Source organism: Lachnospiraceae bacterium JLR.KK008 (genome assembly GCA_037015955.1).
Taxonomy (GTDB): Bacteria; Bacillota; Clostridia; order Lachnospirales; family Lachnospiraceae; genus VSOB01.
The window spans coordinates 3,085,996-3,107,600 of sequence record CP143548.1 but is presented as its reverse complement, the minus strand read 5'-3'; the positions used below and the strand labels follow the sequence as shown (position 1 = coordinate 3,107,600).

The following is a 21,605-nucleotide window of genomic DNA, read 5'->3' as shown; positions in this document are numbered from 1 at the left end:
GAAAAATGTTCCGGATTGAGAAAAAACTACAAAGTGGACAAAAACGAAAACTGAAAGCGGGATATACGATAGAGGCGGCGTATCTGCTGCCACTGATTGTGTTTCTGATCTGGAATTTGCTTTACCTGTCTTTTTTTCTTTACGATCAAAGTGTTATGTTACAGGGAAGCTACTGCACGGCTCTCCGTACAGAGAGACTGGCAGGTACAGTAGAGGAAAAAAGAGAGCTGGCAGAGAAAAAATATGAACACAGTGTGGAAAAGAAAATTGTATGTGGTAGTGCAAAGAATGAGAAAAATGTGACATGGGGAACCGTTACTGTCAGCACAGAACTTAATATGTATGCGCCTGCCGGGCAATTTTTTCAGTCCATTTGGAAAGGGAAACAGAAACAGAGTGCACAAAAGTGGCAGCCGGTCACTTTTATTAGAAACTGCAGAAAAACAAAGGGAATATGGGACTGGCTTCAGGAAGAAAGGAAGAGATGAAAGGTAATATAAAGTATCGAAAAGAGTTGCAAAGAAGTTATATGATCGCAGAGGATTGTAATAAAAATTTAATCGATAGTTACTGCGGACAAATGATACTGAGAAGTAATATAAAAGGGCTGGCAAAATGTGAGGTGCGGCTGACAGAAGGTCAACGGGAAGTATGGTATGAGATTAGTTCTTTTCATACATTGGAACAGGTCTATTCGGTAAAGGAAATGAGTTACAGTGATCTGCATACTCTGCTTTTGCAAGTAATAACTGTTATAAGTGAAGTGGAAAAATATTTGCTTGATGGAAGACAACTCTGTTTTGAACCGGAATACCTGTATATAAATATGGATACTGGAAAGGCTGCGTTTCTTTTTGATCTGACAGAGGAGAGAGAAGAGAGCAGCATGATAAAACTGGCACAGTTTGTACTGGAGAGGGTCAACCATGAAGAGACAGAGACAGCGGAACTTGCCTATTTCTTTTATGATAGCGCAGGCAGAGAACAGATTTCTGTGCGCGAGCTGCAAGATCGTCTGGAAAGAAACAGAGAAGACAGACAAGAAATGCAAGAAACAAAAGAGGAAAAAGAAGAAAATTCATACGCTGGCAGGAAAACGCTGACAGGAACAACAATCGATACGGAAATAGAAAAGGAATTAAAGTTCTGTGAGGGAATGAAAAAAACAGATTTCTGGAATAGTAAAAACGGGAAAAAAACAGAAGCCGGTCTTGTCAGTGTGATCATGGCTTTGTTATCAGTCGCTTTTCTTGTACTTGCAGATTATTATTTTATTTTTACAAACAGAGAAAAAATTTTGTGGATTGCAATATCGTCATTGTTTTTTGTTTCAGGAATGATCATTTCTGTTTGGGGATGCGCAAGAGAGCGGAGAGAGAAAACAAAGGACAGAGCCCAAGGTGGAGCAAATTATGATAACAGGAGAGATTCTTTCCGAGAAGAAACGGAGTTGTGGCAATGGGAAATGGAAAAGACACCATACACGGAAGAAAAATTTCATGAAAATTCATCCGGGAATATTACAGAACAGGCAGATGGCAGAACCATCTATGTAGGAAAATCGTTATTAAACCGGGAATATAGTCTGATCGAGAGGAAAAAAGGAGCAGAAAAAGAATATCCGATTCCATCTTATCCCTTTTTGATTGGAAAAGAAAAGGAACGGGTGAATCTTGCAGTAAAGGAACATACTGTCAGTAGAATTCACGCAAAACTGACAGAAGAAGAGGGAATCATCTATATCGAGGATTTACACTCCACCAATGGTACACTTCTTAATGACCTCCCTTTGGAGCCCCATGAGAGAATAAAACTGAAAAGGGGAGATCTGCTTCAGTTTGGAAAGGCAGAGTTTGTTTTTCGTTAAAAGATGACGGAGTAAAAAAAGTGTGATATAATGAGCGTTAGTAAACAGGGATAATTCAGCTATTTTCAGGAGATATGAGTGGATGAAGATCAATATATATTACGGAGGACGTGGTCTGATCGATGATCCGACACTTTATGTAATCAATAAAATGCAGGAAGTTTTAGAAGAGCTTCGTGTGACAGTTGTGCGATTTAATTTATATGAGATGAAAAACAGTATTACAACCCTGCCACAGACGCTGAAAGATGTGGACGGCATTATTCTGGCGTCAACGGTAGAGTGGCATGGTATCGGCGGATATATGCACCAGTTTTTGGATGCCTGCTGGTTGTATGGGGATAAAGAGAAGATCAGTCAGATTTATATGTGTCCGATAGTAATGTCTACCACGTATGGAGAACGGGAAGGAAAACTTGATCTCTCTGTTGCCTGGGAAATTTTGGGAGGATTGCCATGTAGTGGCATATGCGGATATATATCTGATACGGTCAGTCTTGAGATGGATAAAAATTATATGAAGATCATCGAAAAAAAGGCCGAAAATATGTATCGCACGATCAATCAAAAGACGGCAATATTTCCTGCCAGCAATCAGGTAATCAAACAGATGGTATCTGTGACGAAAAACATCGATCTGGCGCCGCAGGAATTGGAGCAGCTTTCTCAGTATGCGTCGGATGAAAGTTACGTGCAGAGGCAGAAGGAAGATATTCAGGAATTAACGGATCTGTTCAAAGGGCTGCTGGAGAACCAGGAGAAAGACGAAGACATTTCTTATGTGGAAGATTTCGAGCGGTGTTTCAGGCCGGAACCTGGTATTAAGGCAGTCTATCGATTCCAGATTGACGACGGAGAGAAAATTTTTATTATCGAAGTAGATGGACCACATTTTAAGTGTTATTATGGAAATGTTGCCAAAGCGGATGTTGACATAAAAGTAAGCAGCGACACGATGAATGACATTGTCTTCTCTAAAATGACATTTCAGAAAGCATTTATGAGTGGAAACATGAAGACGAAGGGAGATTTTAAACTTCTTCGTGCATTGGATCAAATGTTCGTATTTCAGTAATCAGTGAAGGAGCAGAGAGATGAGAGAGGAAAGCTGTATTTTCTGTAAAATAGCAAATGGGGAGATCCCATCCAAAACATTGTATGAAGACGAAGACTTTCGGGTCATTCTCGATTTGGGACCGGCGGCAAAAGGACATGCGCTGATGTTACCAAAAGATCATTTTGCAGATTTATATGCGCTGTCTGATGAAACAGCGGCAAAAGTGATGAAGCTGGCTAAGAAAATGGCGGGTATCATGACAGATAGACTTTCCTGTGATGGGTTTAATTTAGTACAGAACAACGGAGAGGTGGCCGGACAGACGGTATTCCATTTTCACGTACATTTGATTCCAAGATATAAAGGCGACGGGCAGAGGATTAAGATTGGCTGGACACCGGGTCAGCCTAGTGAGGAAGAATTGGAAGAAATACGGAAACAGATTACAGGACAATAATAAAAACGGATTCCATGTGCAGACTGGAATCCGTTTATTTTATAAAATTAATATTTACAGCGCACAATTTCTTATTACTTATTATAAGAAATGAAATTGCCTGGGATTATGAGACTGTTTCATTGATCAGTTTCATAATACTTTGGATTGAGCTGAGTTGGTCGCTTTTTCCCATCGCATCAATATAAATCTGCCGCGAACAGTAAACTTCTCGTACTTTTTCGACAAGAACAGAGTCGGCAAGGTCATCTTCATCGATAACGAGACTGAAACCCTGAGACTCAAACGAGCGGGCATTCAAGATCTGATCGCCCCGGCTGCTCTTTGCAGAAAGAGGAATCAACACATTTGGTATTTTTAACGCGAGAAGTTCACAGATCGCATTCGCTCCTGCACGGGAAATGACCACATCTGTGAGTGCAAAAAGATCTTTTAATTCAGATTTTACATATTCAAACTGTTTGTAACCGGGTATATTGAGAAGAAGATTATCCACTTTTTCTTTTCCACATATATGAATAATCTGAAAATCTTCCAGGAGCTTTGGCAAGGCCTCCCGGACAACCTTATTGACAGAAGCGGCGCCAAGACTGCCGCCAATGACCATGATTACCGGTTTATTGGCTGTAAATCCACATAAATCAAGAGCAGCGATACGGTTTCCCTGTCTGAGTTCTGCGCGGATCGGGGAACCGGTGAGAACCGCCTTATCTTCCGGGAGCATCTGCAATGTTTCCGGGAAATTACAGCACACTTTTTTGGCCACTGGAATACAGAGTTTATTGGCAAGACCGGGTGTCATATCTGATTCGTGGATGATACAGGGAATATCAAGAGAACAGGCTGCCCGCACAACGGGGACAGATACAAAACCACCTTTGGAAAAGATGACATCCGGGTTTATCTCTTTTAAGATCTTTCTTGCTTCGGCATAACCTTTTACGATTCGGATCGGATCCGTAAAATTTTTAAGATCAAAATATCTGCGAAATTTTCCGGTGGAAATACCATAATAAGGAATGTCGTAGTCTTCGATCAGTTTTTTCTCAATACCATTATAGGAACCTATATAGTGAACTTCGTAATTCGCTTCTTTCAAGGCAGGCAGGAGAGCAATATTTGGAGTAACATGACCTGCAGTTCCACCGCCTGTTAAGACGATTTTTCTCATAATTCCTCCTAGTTACTCTGTAGTATGGATTCCAGCGCCTGTGCAAGCTGGTCGGGGCAGGAAGTAGATTTATAGCCGCATTTGATTCCTTTTAACCGGGAGATAGCTTCCTCGATCTTCATTCCCTGTACCAGACTGGAAATCCCCTGAAGATTACCGTTGCAGCCTCCGGAAAAAGATACGGACTGTATTACACCATTGTTTACATCAATATCTATCGCTTTAGAGCAGACACCTTTCGGCACATATCTCATAATAATCCCTCCTGAATTCAGATAATATAAAGATAACAATTATTATAGCAAAAGATGCAAATAGTTTCCAGTATTTCCAATAAATTTCAAAAGTTCGTGTGGCAACAAGAATTTTGACGAAATATGTAAAACGATTTATCAACCGTAAGCAGGGAGATAATGGTATAATGGACACGAAAATAAGGAGCAGCAAAACGGACACAATCCGTACTGCCCAACTTTCGTACAGATCATTGAATGAACCTTCGGGAGGTACCGCATATGTTTTCGGAATATTTAAAAAACGCAATGCAAAATCTACATTACATAGGAATTGTTCTCCTGCTGCTAGGGATGAGCATTCTGTTCCAGATCGTGATCGGTGTGCTGTATCAGAAAATGTTACGGGAAACGGACAATATGGCAGTGACAGAACATAAATTGTTAAAGCAGTGCAAATTAAAATTTACAAATTGTTTTGAACTGAATGAAGGAAGTGTCAACATACCGGTTTTTGTCGATAAATTTTTAAATCAAATCCATTTCGCCGGAGTCTCCATGACGAATATCACACATCTGTCAGGCCAGTTTATGTTGTTTTCTATTTTTGCGGCTGGTGTTGGTGTATGTCAGGGTATTATAGACGGGAGTACTCTGGGTGAGCTGGTGCCTTATTATATTGTCAGTCTTTTTGGATTATACCTGTATTTTTCGATTTCTTCTCTTGTAGATGCAAAGGGGAAGAAAAATATGGTGCGGACAAACTTAATAGACTATCTGGAAAATCATCTGATCAAACATCTTCTCCTGTTGAAAGAAGAGGAAATGCAGCCATATATTTTGAAAGATGCTAAAGAGGACGAAACGGGGAACAGCTTGCCGCGTGAATCAACGGTGCAGACGGCAATCGCAGACGGAGAACAGGACGAGCAGGATGAATTGGAAGAGCTTTTAAGGGAATTTCTGGCATAAGCCGAAAGGGACATCCTTGAAAAAAAAGAATACCTTTGCTATACTGAAAACGTACCTTTGATAGACGAAGGTACGGGCAGTATACGAAATTTCGTAAAATAATGCGTGAAAAGGAGCGAGGTAAATGGGGAAAAAAGTAACATTTGACTATGCAAAGGCAGCGCCTTTTGTGAGTGAAAATGAAGTGGAAATGATGAAAAAACTGGTTTTAGATGCCAAAGAACTTCTTCTTTCCAGAGAAGGCGCTGGCAATGATTTTTTGGGGTGGATCGATCTTCCGGAAGATTATGACAAGGAAGAGTTTGCCAGAATTAAAAAGGCGGCAGAAAAAATTCAGAACGATTCGGAAATACTGCTTGTAATCGGTATCGGCGGCTCTTATCTTGGCGCAAGGGCGGCTATCGAATTTTTAAGACATAGTTTTTATAATATGGTAGATAAAAGTATTCGCAAGACACCGGAAATTTATTTCGTTGGTAATTCTATCAGCTCTACGTATATTAAGCATCTGATCGATGTGATCGGGGACAGAGACTTCTCAATCAATATGATCTCCAAATCCGGTACGACGACAGAACCTGCCATTGCGTTCCGTGTACTGAAGGAGCTGATGGAAAAGAAATACGGAAAAGAAGAGGCAGCGAAACGTATCTATGCGACGACAGACAAAGCGAAGGGTTCTCTGAAAAGTCTATCCACAGAGGAGGGTTATGAGACATTTGTTGTTCCCGATGATGTGGGAGGACGTTTCTCCGTATTGACAGCAGTAGGACTGTTACCGATCGCAGTCAGCGGGGCAGATATTGATAAATTGATGGAAGGGGCTCAGGCAGGAAGAAAACAGGCGATCGAGGCTGACTTTGCAGAGAATGACGCACTGAAGTATGCTGCACTGAGAAATATTTTATTGAGAAAAGGGAAAGCAGTTGAGATTCTTGCCAATTATGAACCGAATGTACATTTTGTTTCTGAATGGTGGAAGCAGCTTTATGGAGAAAGTGAAGGAAAGGATCAGAAAGGTATTCTGCCTGCAAGTGTGGATCTGACAACAGACCTTCACTCTATGGGACAGTTTATACAGGATGGCGCACGTATTATATTTGAGACAGTGATTGATGTTGAGACTTCCCGGGAAGAAATCTTGCTGCATGAAGAGCCGGTTGATCTGGACGGCCTGAATTATCTGGCAGGAAAGAGTGTGGATTTTGTTAATAAGAGTGCGATGAATGGTACAATTCTTGCACATACGGACGGACAGGTTCCTAACTTGATCGTACATGTACCGGAAGTCAGTGAATATTATCTTGGCCAGCTCTTCTATTTCTTTGAGTTTGCCTGCGGCGTCAGCGGATACCTGCTCGGTGTCAATCCGTTCAACCAGCCGGGTGTGGAAAGCTACAAGAAAAATATGTTCGCCCTTCTTGGAAAACCGGGTTATGAGGCGCAGCGAGAAGAATTACTGAAGAGATTATAAGAATCATACATTACGAAAGAAGTCTGTCCGACAAAGGAGATAGGATGAAAATTGTAATATTGGAACGGGACAGCGTCGGACGCGACGTGGATGTGAGCTGTTACGAAAAATTTGGCGAGGTGACAGCATATGCCAATACTGTGGAAAAACAGGTGGCAGAGAGAGTGATGGATGCGGATATTGTGATCGGCAACAAGGCGCCTCTCAATGAAGAAACGCTACGGGAAGCGGCAAATCTTAAACTGATCTGTCTGTTTTCTACCGGATATGACTGTGTGGATTTAGATTACTGTAAAAAAAGAGGCATAAAAGTTGCCAATGTTGTAGATTATTGTACCGATGCGGTCAGTCAGCATACATTTGCCATGTTGTTTTACCTGCTGGAACATTTGCGTCATTATGATGATTATGTAAAAGAGGGTGCCTATGGCGCGCAGGAGCGGTTTTCTAATTTTGATCTGCCTTTCGTAGAGCTCCGTGAAAAAATATGGGGAATCGTCGGTATGGGACATATCGGTCAGAAAGTTGCCGCCATTGCCAGAGCGTTTGGGTGTGAAGTTATCTTTTATTCGGCTTCAGGTAAAAGCACGTGTACTGATTACAGACAGGTGGATCTGGATACCTTGCTGAAAACAGCGGATTTTCTTTCTCTTCATTGTCCATTGAGTGAGCGGACGAGAGGGCTGATCGACAAAGATGCGCTGCATAAGATGAAAAAGACGGCAGTCTTATTGAATGTGGCGAGAGGGTCGGTTATTGTGCAGTCAGATTTATATTGGGCGCTGCAAAATGGAGAGATAGCGGCGGCGGGGCTGGATGTGTTGGAAAAGGAGCCGATCACTTCGGACAACTTACTGGGAAGAATTCAGGACAGTAATAAATTATTGATCACGCCACATATGGCATGGGCAGCAACAGAAGCCAGAGTCCGTATCGTAGAAGAAGTATATCAGAATATTGAAGCATATTTGCAGGGCAGAGACAGAAATATTGTTTCTTGTTGACCCTGACAAACAGAATTTATGAATAACGAGCCATCGCCGGTTGACGATGGCTCGCTCTGTCAATATGTACAAATGATAAGGATAAAATTAGGTAAAATTGCAGAAATTGCAGATGACAGATGGAAATAAACTTGACTGGAAACAGAAACCCGATATAATAAAACTATGAATTTCAAATTACGAAAATGAGTTTCATAATATGAAACTACCAGCAACAGGTTATTATGAGTGAAAGGGGAAAAGCATGAACACAGTTTTAGAAAAAATCCAAAAATTAGGGATTGTCCCGGTCGTTGTGTTGAATCATGTAGATGAGGCAGTGCCGGTGGCGAAGGCGCTCTGTGAAGGAGGACTTCCGGTAGCGGAAGTTACGTTCCGTACTGATGCAGCGGAGGAATCCATTCGCGTGATCAAACAGACATTTCCGCAAATGCTCGTCGGCGCGGGAACGGTTTTGACGACGGAACAGGCGCAGAGAGCGGTAGATGCAGGGGCGGAATTTATCGTCAGTCCCGGGTTCAATCCTGTGGTAGTGAAATACTGTTTGGAAAAAGGCGTGCCGATAACACCGGGTTGTAACAATCCATCTGTGATGGAAGCAGCGCTTGAACTGGGACTGGATGTTGTCAAGTTTTTCCCGGCGGAGGCTTCCGGAGGCCTGAAAGCGATCAAGGCAATGGCGGCGCCCTATGTGAATTTAAAATTTATGCCGACAGGCGGGATCAATGAGGACAATATCAATGAATATCTGGCGTTTCCAAGGATTATTGCCTGTGGTGGAAGCTGGATGGTGAGCAGCGATCTTGTAAAAAATAAAGAGTTTGATAAAATAGCGGAACTGACAAGGAAGGCTGTGATGACGGTACTCGGTTTTGAATTAAAGCATATCGGCATAAACTGTAAGAGCGAGGAAGAAGCGGACGGGACAGCAGACTTTTTTGCCAGAGCATTTGGTTTTGCAAAAAAACCAGGAAGCAGTTCTGTCTTTGCCGGTTCCTGTGTAGAAGCGATGAAAACACCATATCTCGGAGCCCAAGGACATATCGCCATCGGTACGAACAACATTGAGAGAGCAGTCAATTATCTGAGCGCGGTCGGCATTGCGACAGATATGGAAACGGCAAAATACAAAGACGGTAAGATGATTGCCGTTTATTTGAAAGATGAAATTTCCGGTTTTGCATTACACTTGCTGCAAAAATAAGAATTTGAGAACGGGAGGATAAACGATCATGGCTAAAAAAGTAGTGACATTTGGAGAAATTATGCTTCGTCTGGCACCGGAGGGATATTATCGTTTTGTTCAGGCGGAAACGCTCGGCGCAACTTACGGAGGTGGTGAAGCCAATGTAGCAGTATCTCTTGCAAATTATGGGTTTGACGCTTATTATGTGACAAAACTTCCTGTCCATGAGATCGGACAGGCTGCAGTGAATTCTTTGAGAAAGTTTGGAGTCTGCACAGACTATATTGCGAGAGGCGGTAAGAGAGTCGGTATTTATTTTCTGGAAAAGGGTGCATCACAGAGAGCTTCTAAAGTGATCTATGACAGAGCCGGATCTGCTATCGCGGAAGCAGCGAGAGAAGATTTTAACTGGAAGGAAATCTTTGCGGGAGCAGACTGGTTTCATTTTACAGGGATTACGCCTGCACTGAATGATGAAGTGGCAGCGATCTGTCTGGAGGCATGTCAGGCGGCAAAGGAAGCAGGCGTCAGGATCTCCTGTGATCTGAATTACAGAAAAAAATTATGGACAAAAGAGAAAGCCGGTCAGGTGATGGCTGAGCTTTGTCAGTACGTGGATGTCTGTATTGCGAACGAAGAGGATGCGGCAGATGTATTTGGTATTCATGCTTCCAACACAGATGTGACGACAGGAAAAGTGAATAAAGAAGGATACAAGGACGTGGCAAAACAGCTTGCGGATCGTTTCGGATTTGAAAAAGTGGCGATTACGCTGCGTGAATCGCTTTCTGCAAATGATAATAACTGGTCGGCGATGCTCTATGACAGAGGAGATTATTTCTTCAGTAAACAGTATCAGATGCACATCGTAGACCGGGTAGGCGGCGGCGACAGTTTTGGCGGCGGACTGATTTGTGCGGTTTTGAATGGCTACGACTCCCAGCAGATCATTGAATTTGCTACAGCGGCTTCCTGCCTGAAACATACGATCGAAGGCGATTACAATATGGTATCGATAGATGAAGTATTGACACTTGCCGGAGGAGACGGGTCAGGAAGAGTACAGCGATAAGGAACAAAGATAAAAGAAAGCCCTGACTTTAGTATAAAAAGAGTATCTTTTCATTTTATATTGAGAAGATACTCTTTTGTTTTATCGCATTTCTATGAAATTCTATTCCAATTACTCACGAAAACCGAGTTCACCGGATAGCTGTTGGCTGACAACAAGAATCAGAGTTGATAATTGGAGAATCCGTTCTTCCGACATTCTGACGGAGGGGGCGGAGATACTGACGGCATACTCGGCTTTTCCGGTATAATCTCTGACTGGTACGGCAATACAGCGAACGCCGATTTCATTTTCTTCATTATCAGTTGCATATCCGCGTCTGCGTATCAGTTCCAACTCATGTAGAAGCTGATCTATGTGGAGGATCGTGTATTGTGTTCTGGGCGCTACATCGGAATTTGACCAGATTGTACGAACTTCTTTTTCCGGCAGGGTAGACATGATGGCCTTTCCCACACCGGTACAGAACAGAGGACTGACCATTCCCACATAGGAGGCCATTTGAATGGAGCGACCTGTGTTGATTGGTTCCAGTTTATTGATATAGGAAATATCAGTCCCGATTCGTTTCACAAGATGTACTGTCTCACAGGTCTGCTCCATCAGATTTCTCAGATAAGGCTGTGAGATTGATAAAATGTCGATCTTCTGCAATATCTTGCCTGAGAGATTGATGATCTTCAGAGTCATATGATATTTTAATGTCGTTTCATCCTGGTTGACATACCCCATATAAATCAGAGAGTTTAACAGACGGTGTACGGTACTTTTGTTCATATCCAGCAGATGGCTGAGTTCCAAAAGGCCACAGGGACCTTCCTCAGACAGTGTTTCCATGACCTGGAATATTTTTCCTGCGGATTGAACCGGATTCTTTTCGCTATCCATATATGATGAAAGCCACTCCTTTTTCTCGCAGTAATTTTATAACTGAGCGATCATATGTTCCACGAGTTTTGCAGAATGTTCGGCTGCCTGCTTCTCAAATGTCGGGTAATCCATGTGTGCGCTGTCATCCGCCTTATCAGAAATCGCACGAATGATGACAAAGGGAATGTGATTCAGCCAGGAGGCGTGAGAAATTGCCGCACCTTCCATTTCTGTACAAAGGCTGTCCGGGAAATGTCCGAGAATACTTTTCTTTACATCCGGGCTGGAGACAAACTGATCGCCGCTGACGATTCTTCCCTCGAACACCTTAATCTCCGGATTGACAATCTCGCAGGAGGATCTGGCAATAGATGCCATTTGTTCGTCAGCCTTGAAAGAGAGTGTGCCGAGCTGCGGTACTTCTCCGACCGGATAACCGAAACCGGTTGCATCTACATCATGATAGAGTGTATCCGTGGAGACAACAATGTCCCCAATGTCTATGGAAGCATTCAGGGAACCGGCAACGCCAGTGTTGATAATATGTGTGACATGGAAAACATCTGCCAGAATCTGGACACAGATGCCGGCGTTGACTTTTCCGATACCGCTTCTGACGATAACGACAGAAACATCATTTAAAGTACCTTCCAGAAAATTCATGGAAGCCTTTTCCAGCGTACCTGTGATCTTCATATGACTTTTTAAAGTCTCTACTTCGATCTCCATCGCGCCGATGATACCGATCTTGTTCATGGGAAGTCCTTTCTATACGTCCTTTTCAGGATAGATCAAATGTGCCTCGTCAATGTGATACAATGTATTTTCCAGATAGCGGTTTGCGACATATTTGGCCATCGGAACATTGTGGTCGAGATAATTCCCGCAGTCCATCGGCTCCGCCCCAGGGAGCTCACCTTCGAAATCTCGGACGAACTCAAACATTCCGGTAATAAAGGATACAATGTCTTTGGAATCCAGATCTCCGGCCATCAGCAGATAGCAGCCGGTACGGCAGCCCATAGGTCCGAAATAGACAATTTTATCTTTCCAGGTTTCGTCATTTCTGGCGTATGTGGCACAGAGATGTTCCAATGTGTGCATTTCTGCCGTATTCATGCAGGGTTCGTCATTCGGGGATGTCATACGCAGATCAAATGTGGTGATCGTGGCATTTTCATAAGTATCCTTTCTGGATACATAGATACCGGGCTGTAATTTAATGTGGTCAATCGTAAAACTTGCAATTTTTTCCATTTTGTGCTCTCCTGTTTATTGTTATTATTTTTATTGGGGTCCCTGATATGTGGAGCTGTCAAGACCAAGGATAAAGACAAAGAGCGGATTCAGCAGGAACAGACCGATCGTAAAGCCGATCCCGTGTCCGAATGCCTTCGACAGCTTATAAAGCTGGATAACGAAAATACCGGTTATAACCAGGGAAAAAAGCGGATTGAGAAATAGGAACAGATCATTGATCCTGGTCAAGACAAAATTAATAATCGTGCAACCGAGCATGATCCAGTAAGGCCTGACATCCCAGGAAATCTTGTACAACATATATCCGCTGTAAAATGGTATCAGAGATTTCCATCCGTCCTCTCCGGCTTTTTCCAATATTTTCCAGGTACCGATCACAGAGAGTACTGTTGAGATCAGGCCTAGAACGGAGACAACAAGTAAGATACCAATAAATGCGGTAGCAAATGCCATTCTAATTCCCCTCTTTCGTATGCAGCGTCATGTTAATGAAACAATATCATCATACAAAAAAGGGCGGAAAAAGTCAATCAGACCTTAAACCGATAGCCTACGCCCCAGATTGTTTCGATATACTGAGGCTTTGACGTGTCAAATTCTATTTTCTCACGGATCTTTTTGATATGCACGGTAACAGTGGCGATGTCTCCGATAGAGTCCATATCCCAGATCTCACGGAAAAGTTCTTCTTTCGTGAATACATGGTTTGGATGTTCGGCGAGAAAGGTGAGCAAGTCAAATTCTTTTGTCGTAAAATTTTTTTCCTCTCCGTCTATCATCACACGGCGCGCGGTTTTATCAATACGGATACCACGGATCTCCACGATGTCGTTAGTCTGTGCCTGAGAGCCGACAAGCCGGTGATACCTCGACATGTGGGCTTTGACTCTGGCCACCAGCTCGCTGGGGCTGAACGGCTTGGTAATATAGTCGTCGGCGCCCAGTCCCAGTCCCCTGATTTTATCAATGTCTTCCTTTTTGGCGGAAACCATTAAAATAGGAATATTTTTTGTTCCGCGGATTTTCCGGCACACTTCAAATCCGTCAATGCCCGGAAGCATAAGATCGAGGATGATCAGATCGAAATCCTCGGCCAGCGCTCTGGCAAGGCCTGTATCTCCGGCATTCTCAATTTCCACTTCGAATTCGCTCAATTCCAGATAATCTTTTTCCAGATCAGCGATCGCTTCTTCATCTTCAATGATTAATATCCTGCTCATGGTCATCTACCTCTCTGTATTTTCTGATTACAAAATGGAGACAGGTGCCTTCATTTTCTTTGCTTGTTGCCCAGATATATCCTCCGTGGTCTTCGACGATCTTCTTGACAATCGAAAGACCGATACCGCTTCCCCCTTTTGACGAGTTACGGGAAGCGTCCGTGCGGTAAAACCGCTCAAAGATATTGCTGAGATCTTTGGCGGCAATGCCTTTGCCATTGTCTTCGATCTCGACCCGGATCGAATCGATCTCATCTAAAATGCGGATGTCTATGACGCCTTGCGGCTTATCCATATATTTGACGCTGTTACTGATAATATTGTTAATCACGCGCTTTAACTGTTCGGGATCGGCGATAATTCTCGTAGAGGGATTGACGAGGTTCGAATAATTTAACTGTATGTGTTCGGATTCCAGATCGAACCCCACTTCTTCCACGCAGTCCCGAAAGTATTCGTTTACATTGATTCTGTGGAAATTGTAAGGAATACGGTTGGAGTTAATGCCTGAATAAAATGTCAGCTCATTGATCAGCCGGTCCATATCATTTGCTTTGTTGTATACCGTCTGAATATATTTTTTCATTTTTTCCGGGGTATCGGCGACACCGTCCATGAGGCCTTCCACATACCCTTTGATGGCGGTGATCGGTGTTTTCAGATCATGAGAAATGTTACTGATCAATTCCTTGTTATGGCGTTCTCCCATAACCTGTTCTTCGATACTCTCCTTCAGACGAAGACGCATGTCTTCATAGTTGCGAAACAGATCGCCGAACTCGCCTTTCTCCTCCGTAGAGAGAGAATAGTCGAGATTGCCTTCGGCAATTTTCTGCATAGCAATGTTCAGATTGCGGACCGGCTGAAATACGCTTTTGTGTATCCATCTAGTCAACATGGCCGCCGTGAAGATCAGGATCAGGGCGATGGCGATCATCATATCGGTCAGAAACGATTTGGAAGACATGTTGTTGATTGGAGTGACGAGGAAAAAACTGCCCTGCGAACCATCTGCAAAGAGAAAATCGGCCTGCTTCACAAGTTTCTGTAATTGACTATAATAGTAACCGGAGTCAGGGTGGGAAATACCATGACCATAGGAAGGCAAGTCTTCAAAAATCCGTTCGGCTGCCTTTACATTGCCTGCATAATAGAGTGTCGCATCTTTTCGTACTATAATATAGGAAGCCTTTTCGCTGGCTTCTGCATTTAAAGCAGACAGAAAATCCACTTTTTCCAGTTTTTCCGGTGTCTTTTCGATAATATCCAGAAAACGATAAAATAAAGATGCGGTCTGCTCTCCACCTGACTGAATGGAATTGGAGAATGTTTCGTAATCGATTGTCTCGAAGCCATATTCACGCTGAAGCGTACGGACAATATGCAGCCCGAGACTCAGATAAACAACTGTCATCAGAACGAGGGGTAAAATGACCATCGTACCGAACGTTATAAATAGTCGTGTTCGTAATTTCATAAGAAACCTCTTCTCCGAAATACCTATGTTGAGTATATCATGGTCTGTCATAGTTTTTATAAAAGCAACATGATATTATTCTAAAATGTTTATTAAGAATTGACAATAAGGAAAAAATATAATATTTTATTATTAGATATAAAAACAGTAATAATTTCTATTATTTATCTATATAACAATATAAGGTTTAAGGAGAATTTATGGCGATAAAATACAGCAGGCAGCGAGAAGCGATCAAAGAATTTCTCTGTGGGAGAACAGATCATCCGACAGCAGATCAGGTATATATGGAAGTGCGCAAAGAATTCCCCAATATCAGTCTGGGTACCGTATACAGGAACCTGACATTACTCGCAGAACTTGGTGAAGTTGCGAGAATTAATGTCGGAGATGGTGTTGATCATTTTGACCCCAATACTTCCATGCACTATCATTTTATATGCAGAGAGTGCGGTTGTGTACAGGATCTGGGGCTGGAGAATATAACAAAAATCAATGAAATGGCGTCAAAGAGTTTTGACGGAGAGATCAGCGGCAGCGTTACATATTTTTATGGTACGTGCGGAAAATGTATGAAAAAGAACCTCTCCTGAGTAAAAACAGGAATAAAACTCCTGTTACAGGGCATTCTTTAAGCAGATAGAAAAGATTGCCATCAAAAGAAAGGGAGTAATCATATGAAATATGTATGCCAGGTGTGCGGTTATGTCCATGAAGGAGAAAAACCACCGGAGAGATGCCCGGTCTGCAATGCACCGACAGAGAAATTTAACGCGCAGACAGATGGAGAAAGCTGGGCAGCGGAACATGTGGTAGGGATCGCCAAAGGTGTCAGCGAAGACATTATGGCAGACCTGCGGGCCAATTATAATGGTGAGTGCGCGGAAGTCGGAATGTATCTTGCGATGTCGAGAGTGGCGCACAGAGAAGGGTATCCGGAGATCGGGCTTTACTGGGAGAAGGCAGCCTGGGAGGAAGCCGAACATGCCGCCAAGTTTGCCGAACTGTTAGGGGAAGTCGTAACTGATTCCACGGAGAAAAATCTGAAAATGAGGGTGGAAGCGGAACACGGTGCGACCGGCGGCAAGTTTGACCTTGCAAAACGTGCGAAAGCGCAAAATCTGGACGCCATTCATGATACCGTTCATGAGATGGCCAAAGATGAGGCGAGACATGGCAAGGCGTTTGCGGGATTGTTAAAGAGATATTTCGGATAATCCGGAAATTGCACAGAACAATAAAAGGTTATGAATGAGAGATTGTGGAGGAATGGATGTATATACATCTGTTCCTCTTTTTTGTTAAAATTTGCGGTTCGTATATCGTGGACTTATAATTGGGTATATGATACGATCTATATAATAATCACACGAAGAAAAGGAGGATATGGCAATGCGGTACATGAATATAAAGCAGGGACCTAGCCAGATTTCGGAAGTCGCGCTGGGAGCCTGGAGAATGGGAAAATTCCCGCTGGAGGAGGCGGTACCGGTCGTGGAGGCTGCGCTGGAAGAGGGAATCAATTTTTTTGATAACGCTGTCTGCTATGCGGGAGGGAAGTCGGAAGCATTTTTTGGTCATGCGATGAGAGAACTGAAGGTGGAGCGTGAGAAGATCTATATTCAGAGTAAGGTAGGGATCGATTCTGTCAATGGCAAGTTTGACTGGTCGGAGAAATTTATTCTCGATTCCGTGGAAGAGAGCTTGAGACGAATGGACACGGATTACCTGGATGTGCTCCTTCTGCATCGTCCGGATCTGCTCTTCGACCCTGATGAAGTCGCTGCTGCGTTTGACAAGCTGTATACGAGCGGTAAAGTAAAATATTTTGGAGTCAGCAATCTGAAACCGATGCAGATTGCTCTGCTGGAGAAATCAGTCAGTCAGAAACTGATCTTTAACCAGTTACAGTTTTCGGTGACAGATGCACAGTTAATCGATCATATTTTATATATGGATCAGGTGGCGGAGGGGCCGAGAAGTGCGGGCTTACTGGCAAACTGTCAAAACGGCGACGTCCTGGATTACTGTCGTCTTCATGACATAACGATTCAGCCATGGTCGCCGCTCCAGTTTGGGTTCAAGCAGGGGACTTTTTTGGGGCGCAGAGATGTGTTTCCGGAGCTGAATGATAAACTGGATGAGCTGGCAGAGAAATATGAGGTTCCGCAGGCGGCAATCGCGATCGCCTGGATCCTGCGCCATCCGGCACATATGCAGCCGCTTCTGGGAACAATGAATCCGGCGCATCTGGCGGACGCGGCGAAGGGCAGTGGTATAGATCTGACACGTCAGGAATGGTATGATCTGTATCTGTCCTGCAGGGGGAGATTTCTGCCTTAATTATACACAGACAAGTATATCGATAACAGGAACGGAAATGAAAAAAGGGACGGTATCTCGGAACAGACCGGAAGATACCGTCCTTTTATTTTATGCCTTTAAAATGCCGCCGGCAAAAAACTGCGGCAGATGAAAGTCCGGTTTGGGGGACTGGATCGGCGCATAACTTGCAAAATGAGTCATCTCTTCTCCCTCTGCGAGTTTAAAGAAATTCAGGCGTATATTCGTTCCATTTTCCGCGTGAAAATCCGGGAAATATTGAGTGAGAACAGTCTGCGGAAAAAGCAGAGTGATCTGCCAACGGTCCGGCAGGATCTCCACATTACGGGTAATCTGACTTAGCTGTTCTTCCGTAAAGAAAGTGCGGCCATGTCTGCCGTCTCCGTATTTGGCCAGAAGAGCGCCTCTGGAATTAAACTCGAAGTTAAAGTAAAAATTGGAAGGCGGGCAAAGTGCCAGAAAGGCCTCCATGGCGCTGTCCAGGTAGACCGGATCATTATCTCTGCCATAATGGCAGACTGGATCGGTTTCCATACAGCTCATCTTCAGATAAAAGCCCTGTCCGTTCAGATATGCCATTTGCCCGAATGTTTCCGGCCGGTAATCTCCGCCCCAGTTGAATTGATCGACATGGAAAACGGGGCAGTGTTCCAGTTCCGACGTGTCGTTGATTATATGAATGGTGTATTCCATCTGCGTCCTCCTTGATATATTCTTGTACCCATCATAGCGTAAACCCGTTTTTATTGCAACATTGTTCTGATTTATCCGCATATTCCTTGCCGGATGGTATTGCCATGCTATAATATTTATGATTACGGGGATTGGTATGGTATCAATCAGCATGATTGGGGGGACAGGATGTGCAGGAACGAGAGAAAGACAAAAATAATATATGAAGATAACGGGATACTTGTATGCCGGAAGCCTGCCGGACTTGCAGTGCAGACGGCCGCAGGGTATCAGAGCGATATGGTCAGTGAGCTGAAAAACTATCTCAGCCGTATGACAGGGGAAAAGAATCCTTATCTGGGAGTGGTCCATCGGCTTGACCAGCCGGTGGAAGGGCTGCTTGTATTTGCCAGATCAAAGAGAGCAGCCGCCAGCCTGAGTAAACAGCTCACAGAAGGAAGATTGAATAAAAAATATCTGGCAGTGCTCGCCCGTATTCCGGAGGAAATGGAGGGGCAGAGAGTTGATTATTTAAAAAAGGACAGTCGGACCAACCGGGCACTGGTAGTGCCGGAGCGGGATCAGGAAGGGAAACGGGCAGAATTGTTTTACCGGGTCGTGGAAGAGCGGGAGCCTTACGCACTGGCGGAGATCGAGATTCGGACAGGCCGCTTCCATCAGATCCGCGTACAGATGGCGCACATGGGGTGTCCGCTGTCTGGAGACAGAAAATATGGAAAGACGGAAGATGGCAGTGAGAAAGGGATCATCGGGCATCAGGGAATCGGGCTGACAGACAGCGGGCTGGCTCTCTGCGCGAATGAACTGTCATTTGAAAATCCTTTGACCGGAAAGCGGCAGCAGTTTGCCGTGAGGCCGGAAAATGCGGCTTTTGCAAGATTCACGTATAAAATGATGGAAACCGCAGGATACTAATCAGGGTGATTGTATTGAGACAGTTCTGGTCGGGAAACTATAAAAAATACATAACAGGGGTTATGACAGCGGTGTCGGTTTTTCTTTGTGTGAAATATATACTGCCGCTTGTCATGCCCTTTTTTATTGCTCTGTGTCTGATCTCTGTGATGCAGCCACTGCTGCGGAAATTAGAGTGCAGACTGCATATCGGTAAAAATATTCTCGTCGGTGTGATTTTGCTGACAGTACTCTGCGTGATTACTGCTCTCCTATGGTATACGGCTACGGTTTTGTTGGAGCAGGTTCGGATCATGGCAAAAAATATTGATATGTATGAGGCATATTTCTCCAGATTCATTCATAATTGCTGTTACCGCATGGAGAGAGGAATGGGTATCAATGCGGGTGCGATGGAAGAGCTGATATTGGCACGGGTGGACAGCTTTACAGCGGATATGAAAGTCAAAGCGTTTCCAAAACTGATGAATCATTCGGTTTCATATGCGAAAATGGTCTGTTCAGGGGCGGCTTTTTTGCTTATGACCTTTATCGCGACGATTCTGCTGGCTAAAGATTTTCGAAAAATACGGGCGGATCTGCGACGGTTTGGATGGTATACGAGAGCGGAGGAAGTTGGGACGGAAATTTTGGGAATGGCAGCGCATTATTTGAAGGCGCAGGCGATTATTATGTGTGTGATCACCGCCATCTGTGTCACCGGCCTTTGGTCGTCGGGGATCAGGTACGGTGTAATGGCTGGCATTCTGGCGGGGGTACTTGATGCGCTGCCTTTTATTGGGACAGGCTGTGTATTGATTCCAATGGCCATCTGGCAGTTGGTCCAGGGGAATTTCTGGCTGTCAGGCTGGATTGTACTGCTTTACGGTGGCTGTGCGCTTTCGCGTGAATTTCTGGAACCGAAACTGATCGGTGAAAAAATGGGTATCTATCCGGTTATTATACTGATGGCCATTTATACAGGAATCAAACTGTATGGATTGTCCGGTGTGATCTGGGGGCCTTTTTCTTTTCTGCTCATCAGGGAAATTTATCAAAAAGTAGTGTATTTGCAGGAGAATGATTGACATTTTCATAGCTTTATATGAGAATATGGATAGAGTATTCTGGTATTAACCAAATAAAGGAAAAGAGGAAACATATGCGAGTATTAGTGATCAACTGTGGAAGTTCTTCCCTGAAGTACCAACTGATCGACAGTGACACGGAAGAAGTTCTGGCCAAAGGATTGTGTGAGAGAATCGGCATCGACGGCAGTGCGATCACCCATCAGCCTGTGGGTGGAAGCAAAGTGAAAACGGAAGTGGACATGCCGGACCACACGATGGCTGTTAAATATGTCATTGAAAAACTGACAGATCCGTCAGTTGGTGTAATAAAAAGTCTGGATGAGATTGATGCGGTGGGTCATCGCATCGTGCACGGCGGCGAGAAATTCGCGGGCAGTGTGATCATCAATGAGGAAGTGATGAAAGAGATTGAGGCGTGCAGCGACCTGGCACCCCTTCATAATCCGGCCAATCTGATCGGAATCCGTTCCTGTCAGAAAAATATGCCGGGCGTACCGATGGTTGGCGTATTTGATACGGCCTTTCATCAGACAATGCCAAAAAAGGCTTATTTATATGGGCTTCCCCATGAGTACTATGAGAAATTCAAAGTACGGCGTTACGGCTTTCATGGTACAAGTCATGATTTTGTATCGACACGTGCGGCAGAGATTGTTGGCAAAAACAGAGAGGAGCTGAAGATCATTGTCTGCCACCTGGGGAATGGCGCGTCGGTATCTGCGGTGGACCATGGAAAAAGTGTGGATACTTCCATGGGTCTGACTCCATTGGAGGGTCTGATTATGGGAACCCGCTGTGGGGATCTGGACCCGGCGATCATCTCTTTTCTTGCAGGTAAACTGGAAGTGAGCGCTGAGGAAGTCATTTCTATCTGTAATAAAAAATCAGGCGTCCTCGGGTTATCGGAATTTTCCAGTGACTTCCGCGATCTCGCTGAGGCGGCGGAGAACAATGAGAAGGCAAAGACTGCGCTGGAGGCTTATGCGTACCGGGTAGGAAAATATATCGGCGCTTACACCGCAGCGATGAACGGTGTCGATGTGATCGCTTTTACGGCGGGTGCCGGAGAAAACAATGCGGAGATCAGAACGTTGATCGGGCAATATATCGGATATTTGGGTACTAATATCGATCCGGAAAAAAATAAAATGAGAGGTGAGGAAGTCATTTTATCGGATGAAGGTTCCCGGGTGGTAACGATGGTGGTACCGACCAACGAGGAACTTGCGATCGCAAGAGAAACGGTGCGTCTGGTGAAATAGCG

The 21,605-nt window shown here is 44.1% G+C and carries 24 protein-coding genes; 15 read left to right on the top strand and 9 right to left on the bottom strand.

Annotated features, from left to right (window positions below):
- Nucleotides 1-5: 5 nt before the first annotated feature.
- The 4 genes from V1224_15355 (at nt 6) to V1224_15340 (ending at nt 3,381) form a co-directional block, all read left to right on the top strand.
- On the top strand, nt 6-488 hold the full coding sequence (locus V1224_15355) for a hypothetical protein (protein ID WWR15827.1): 483 nt from the start codon (nt 6-8) through the stop codon (nt 486-488).
- Nucleotides 455-1,867 (top strand): DUF6382 domain-containing protein, encoded by a 1,413-nt coding sequence (locus tag V1224_15350; GenBank protein ID WWR15826.1) that lies wholly within the window; start codon nt 455-457, stop codon nt 1,865-1,867. The genes V1224_15355 and V1224_15350 overlap by 34 nt, the downstream gene beginning before the upstream one ends.
- A gap of 82 nt (nt 1,868-1,949) precedes the next feature.
- On the top strand, nt 1,950-2,942 hold the full coding sequence (locus V1224_15345) for an SCP2 sterol-binding domain-containing protein (GenBank protein WWR15825.1): 993 nt from the start codon (nt 1,950-1,952) through the stop codon (nt 2,940-2,942).
- 19 nt (nt 2,943-2,961) lie between these two features.
- Nucleotides 2,962-3,381 carry an HIT family protein gene (locus tag V1224_15340; protein WWR15824.1) on the top strand — a complete coding sequence of 140 codons (420 nt, stop codon included), beginning with the start codon at nt 2,962-2,964 and terminating at the stop codon, nt 3,379-3,381.
- A 106-nt stretch (nt 3,382-3,487) separates the two neighbouring features.
- On the opposite strand, the gene V1224_15335 is transcribed toward V1224_15340, so the two are convergent.
- Nucleotides 3,488-4,552 carry an undecaprenyldiphospho-muramoylpentapeptide beta-N-acetylglucosaminyltransferase gene (locus V1224_15335; GenBank protein ID WWR15823.1) on the bottom strand — a complete coding sequence of 355 codons (1,065 nt, stop codon included), beginning with the start codon at nt 4,550-4,552 and terminating at the stop codon, nt 3,488-3,490.
- A gap of 8 nt (nt 4,553-4,560) precedes the next feature.
- Nucleotides 4,561-4,806, bottom strand: coding sequence for a TIGR03905 family TSCPD domain-containing protein (locus tag V1224_15330; protein ID WWR15822.1), 246 nt, complete (start codon nt 4,804-4,806; stop codon nt 4,561-4,563).
- A gap of 261 nt (nt 4,807-5,067) precedes the next feature.
- Between V1224_15330 and V1224_15325 the strand changes: the two genes are divergently transcribed.
- From V1224_15325 to V1224_15305, 5 genes are all read left to right on the top strand, one after another.
- On the top strand, nt 5,068-5,757 hold the full coding sequence (locus V1224_15325) for a hypothetical protein (protein ID WWR15821.1): 690 nt from the start codon (nt 5,068-5,070) through the stop codon (nt 5,755-5,757).
- 124 nt (nt 5,758-5,881) lie between these two features.
- Nucleotides 5,882-7,231, top strand: coding sequence for a glucose-6-phosphate isomerase (locus V1224_15320; GenBank protein ID WWR15820.1), 1,350 nt, complete (start codon nt 5,882-5,884; stop codon nt 7,229-7,231).
- A gap of 44 nt (nt 7,232-7,275) precedes the next feature.
- On the top strand, nt 7,276-8,235 hold the full coding sequence (locus tag V1224_15315; GenBank protein ID WWR15819.1) for a D-2-hydroxyacid dehydrogenase: 960 nt from the start codon (nt 7,276-7,278) through the stop codon (nt 8,233-8,235).
- A gap of 244 nt (nt 8,236-8,479) precedes the next feature.
- Nucleotides 8,480-9,439: a bifunctional 4-hydroxy-2-oxoglutarate aldolase/2-dehydro-3-deoxy-phosphogluconate aldolase gene (locus tag V1224_15310; GenBank protein WWR15818.1), complete on the top strand. Its 960-nt coding sequence runs from the start codon at nt 8,480-8,482 to the stop codon at nt 9,437-9,439.
- 28 nt (nt 9,440-9,467) lie between these two features.
- Nucleotides 9,468-10,493 carry a sugar kinase gene (locus V1224_15305; protein WWR15817.1) on the top strand — a complete coding sequence of 342 codons (1,026 nt, stop codon included), beginning with the start codon at nt 9,468-9,470 and terminating at the stop codon, nt 10,491-10,493.
- A gap of 111 nt (nt 10,494-10,604) precedes the next feature.
- On the opposite strand, the gene V1224_15300 is transcribed toward V1224_15305, so the two are convergent.
- The 6 genes from V1224_15300 to V1224_15275 all read right to left on the bottom strand — a co-directional run bounded on the left by V1224_15300 (nt 10,605) and on the right by V1224_15275 (nt 15,320).
- Nucleotides 10,605-11,381, bottom strand: coding sequence for an IclR family transcriptional regulator (locus tag V1224_15300; protein ID WWR15816.1), 777 nt, complete (start codon nt 11,379-11,381; stop codon nt 10,605-10,607).
- A gap of 36 nt (nt 11,382-11,417) precedes the next feature.
- Nucleotides 11,418-12,119, bottom strand: coding sequence for a 5'-methylthioadenosine/adenosylhomocysteine nucleosidase (locus V1224_15295; protein ID WWR15815.1), 702 nt, complete (start codon nt 12,117-12,119; stop codon nt 11,418-11,420).
- 12 nt (nt 12,120-12,131) lie between these two features.
- Nucleotides 12,132-12,620, bottom strand: coding sequence for an S-ribosylhomocysteine lyase (locus V1224_15290; GenBank protein WWR15814.1), 489 nt, complete (start codon nt 12,618-12,620; stop codon nt 12,132-12,134).
- Nucleotides 12,621-12,650: 30 nt separating this feature from the next.
- Nucleotides 12,651-13,076, bottom strand: a complete 426-nt coding sequence (locus tag V1224_15285) for a DUF5684 domain-containing protein (GenBank protein WWR15813.1) — start codon at nt 13,074-13,076, stop codon at nt 12,651-12,653.
- A 77-nt stretch (nt 13,077-13,153) separates the two neighbouring features.
- Complete coding sequence (locus tag V1224_15280; GenBank protein ID WWR15812.1) at nt 13,154-13,843, bottom strand: response regulator transcription factor; 690 nt, start codon at nt 13,841-13,843, stop codon at nt 13,154-13,156.
- Nucleotides 13,821-15,320, bottom strand: coding sequence for a HAMP domain-containing sensor histidine kinase (locus V1224_15275; protein WWR15811.1), 1,500 nt, complete (start codon nt 15,318-15,320; stop codon nt 13,821-13,823). The genes V1224_15280 and V1224_15275 overlap by 23 nt, the downstream gene beginning before the upstream one ends.
- Nucleotides 15,321-15,520: 200 nt before the next feature.
- On the opposite strand from V1224_15275, the gene V1224_15270 reads away from it, so the two are divergent.
- The 3 genes from V1224_15270 to V1224_15260 all read left to right on the top strand — a co-directional run bounded on the left by V1224_15270 (nt 15,521) and on the right by V1224_15260 (nt 17,663).
- On the top strand, nt 15,521-15,913 hold the full coding sequence (locus tag V1224_15270) for a transcriptional repressor (GenBank protein ID WWR15810.1): 393 nt from the start codon (nt 15,521-15,523) through the stop codon (nt 15,911-15,913).
- A gap of 84 nt (nt 15,914-15,997) precedes the next feature.
- Complete coding sequence (locus V1224_15265; protein ID WWR15809.1) at nt 15,998-16,537, top strand: NADH peroxidase; 540 nt, start codon at nt 15,998-16,000, stop codon at nt 16,535-16,537.
- Between the two features lie 175 nt (nt 16,538-16,712).
- Nucleotides 16,713-17,663, top strand: coding sequence for an aldo/keto reductase (locus V1224_15260; GenBank protein WWR15808.1), 951 nt, complete (start codon nt 16,713-16,715; stop codon nt 17,661-17,663).
- Nucleotides 17,664-17,753: 90 nt separating this feature from the next.
- Here the strand turns inward: V1224_15260 and V1224_15255 are convergent, their stop codons facing one another.
- Nucleotides 17,754-18,356, bottom strand: a complete 603-nt coding sequence (locus tag V1224_15255) for a carbohydrate-binding family 9-like protein (GenBank protein WWR15807.1) — start codon at nt 18,354-18,356, stop codon at nt 17,754-17,756.
- 168 nt (nt 18,357-18,524) lie between these two features.
- On the opposite strand from V1224_15255, the gene V1224_15250 reads away from it, so the two are divergent.
- The 3 genes from V1224_15250 to V1224_15240 all read left to right on the top strand — a co-directional run bounded on the left by V1224_15250 (nt 18,525) and on the right by V1224_15240 (nt 21,603).
- The gene (locus V1224_15250) at nt 18,525-19,271 is read left to right on the top strand and encodes an RNA pseudouridine synthase (GenBank protein ID WWR15806.1); all 747 of its coding nucleotides are present in this window, start codon (nt 18,525-18,527) and stop codon (nt 19,269-19,271) included.
- A gap of 5 nt (nt 19,272-19,276) precedes the next feature.
- A complete protein-coding gene (locus V1224_15245) occupies nt 19,277-20,338 on the top strand; it encodes an AI-2E family transporter (GenBank protein WWR15805.1) in 1,062 nt (353 codons plus the stop codon).
- A gap of 74 nt (nt 20,339-20,412) precedes the next feature.
- Complete coding sequence (locus V1224_15240; protein ID WWR15804.1) at nt 20,413-21,603, top strand: acetate kinase; 1,191 nt, start codon at nt 20,413-20,415, stop codon at nt 21,601-21,603.
- Nucleotides 21,604-21,605: the final 2 nt, after the last annotated feature.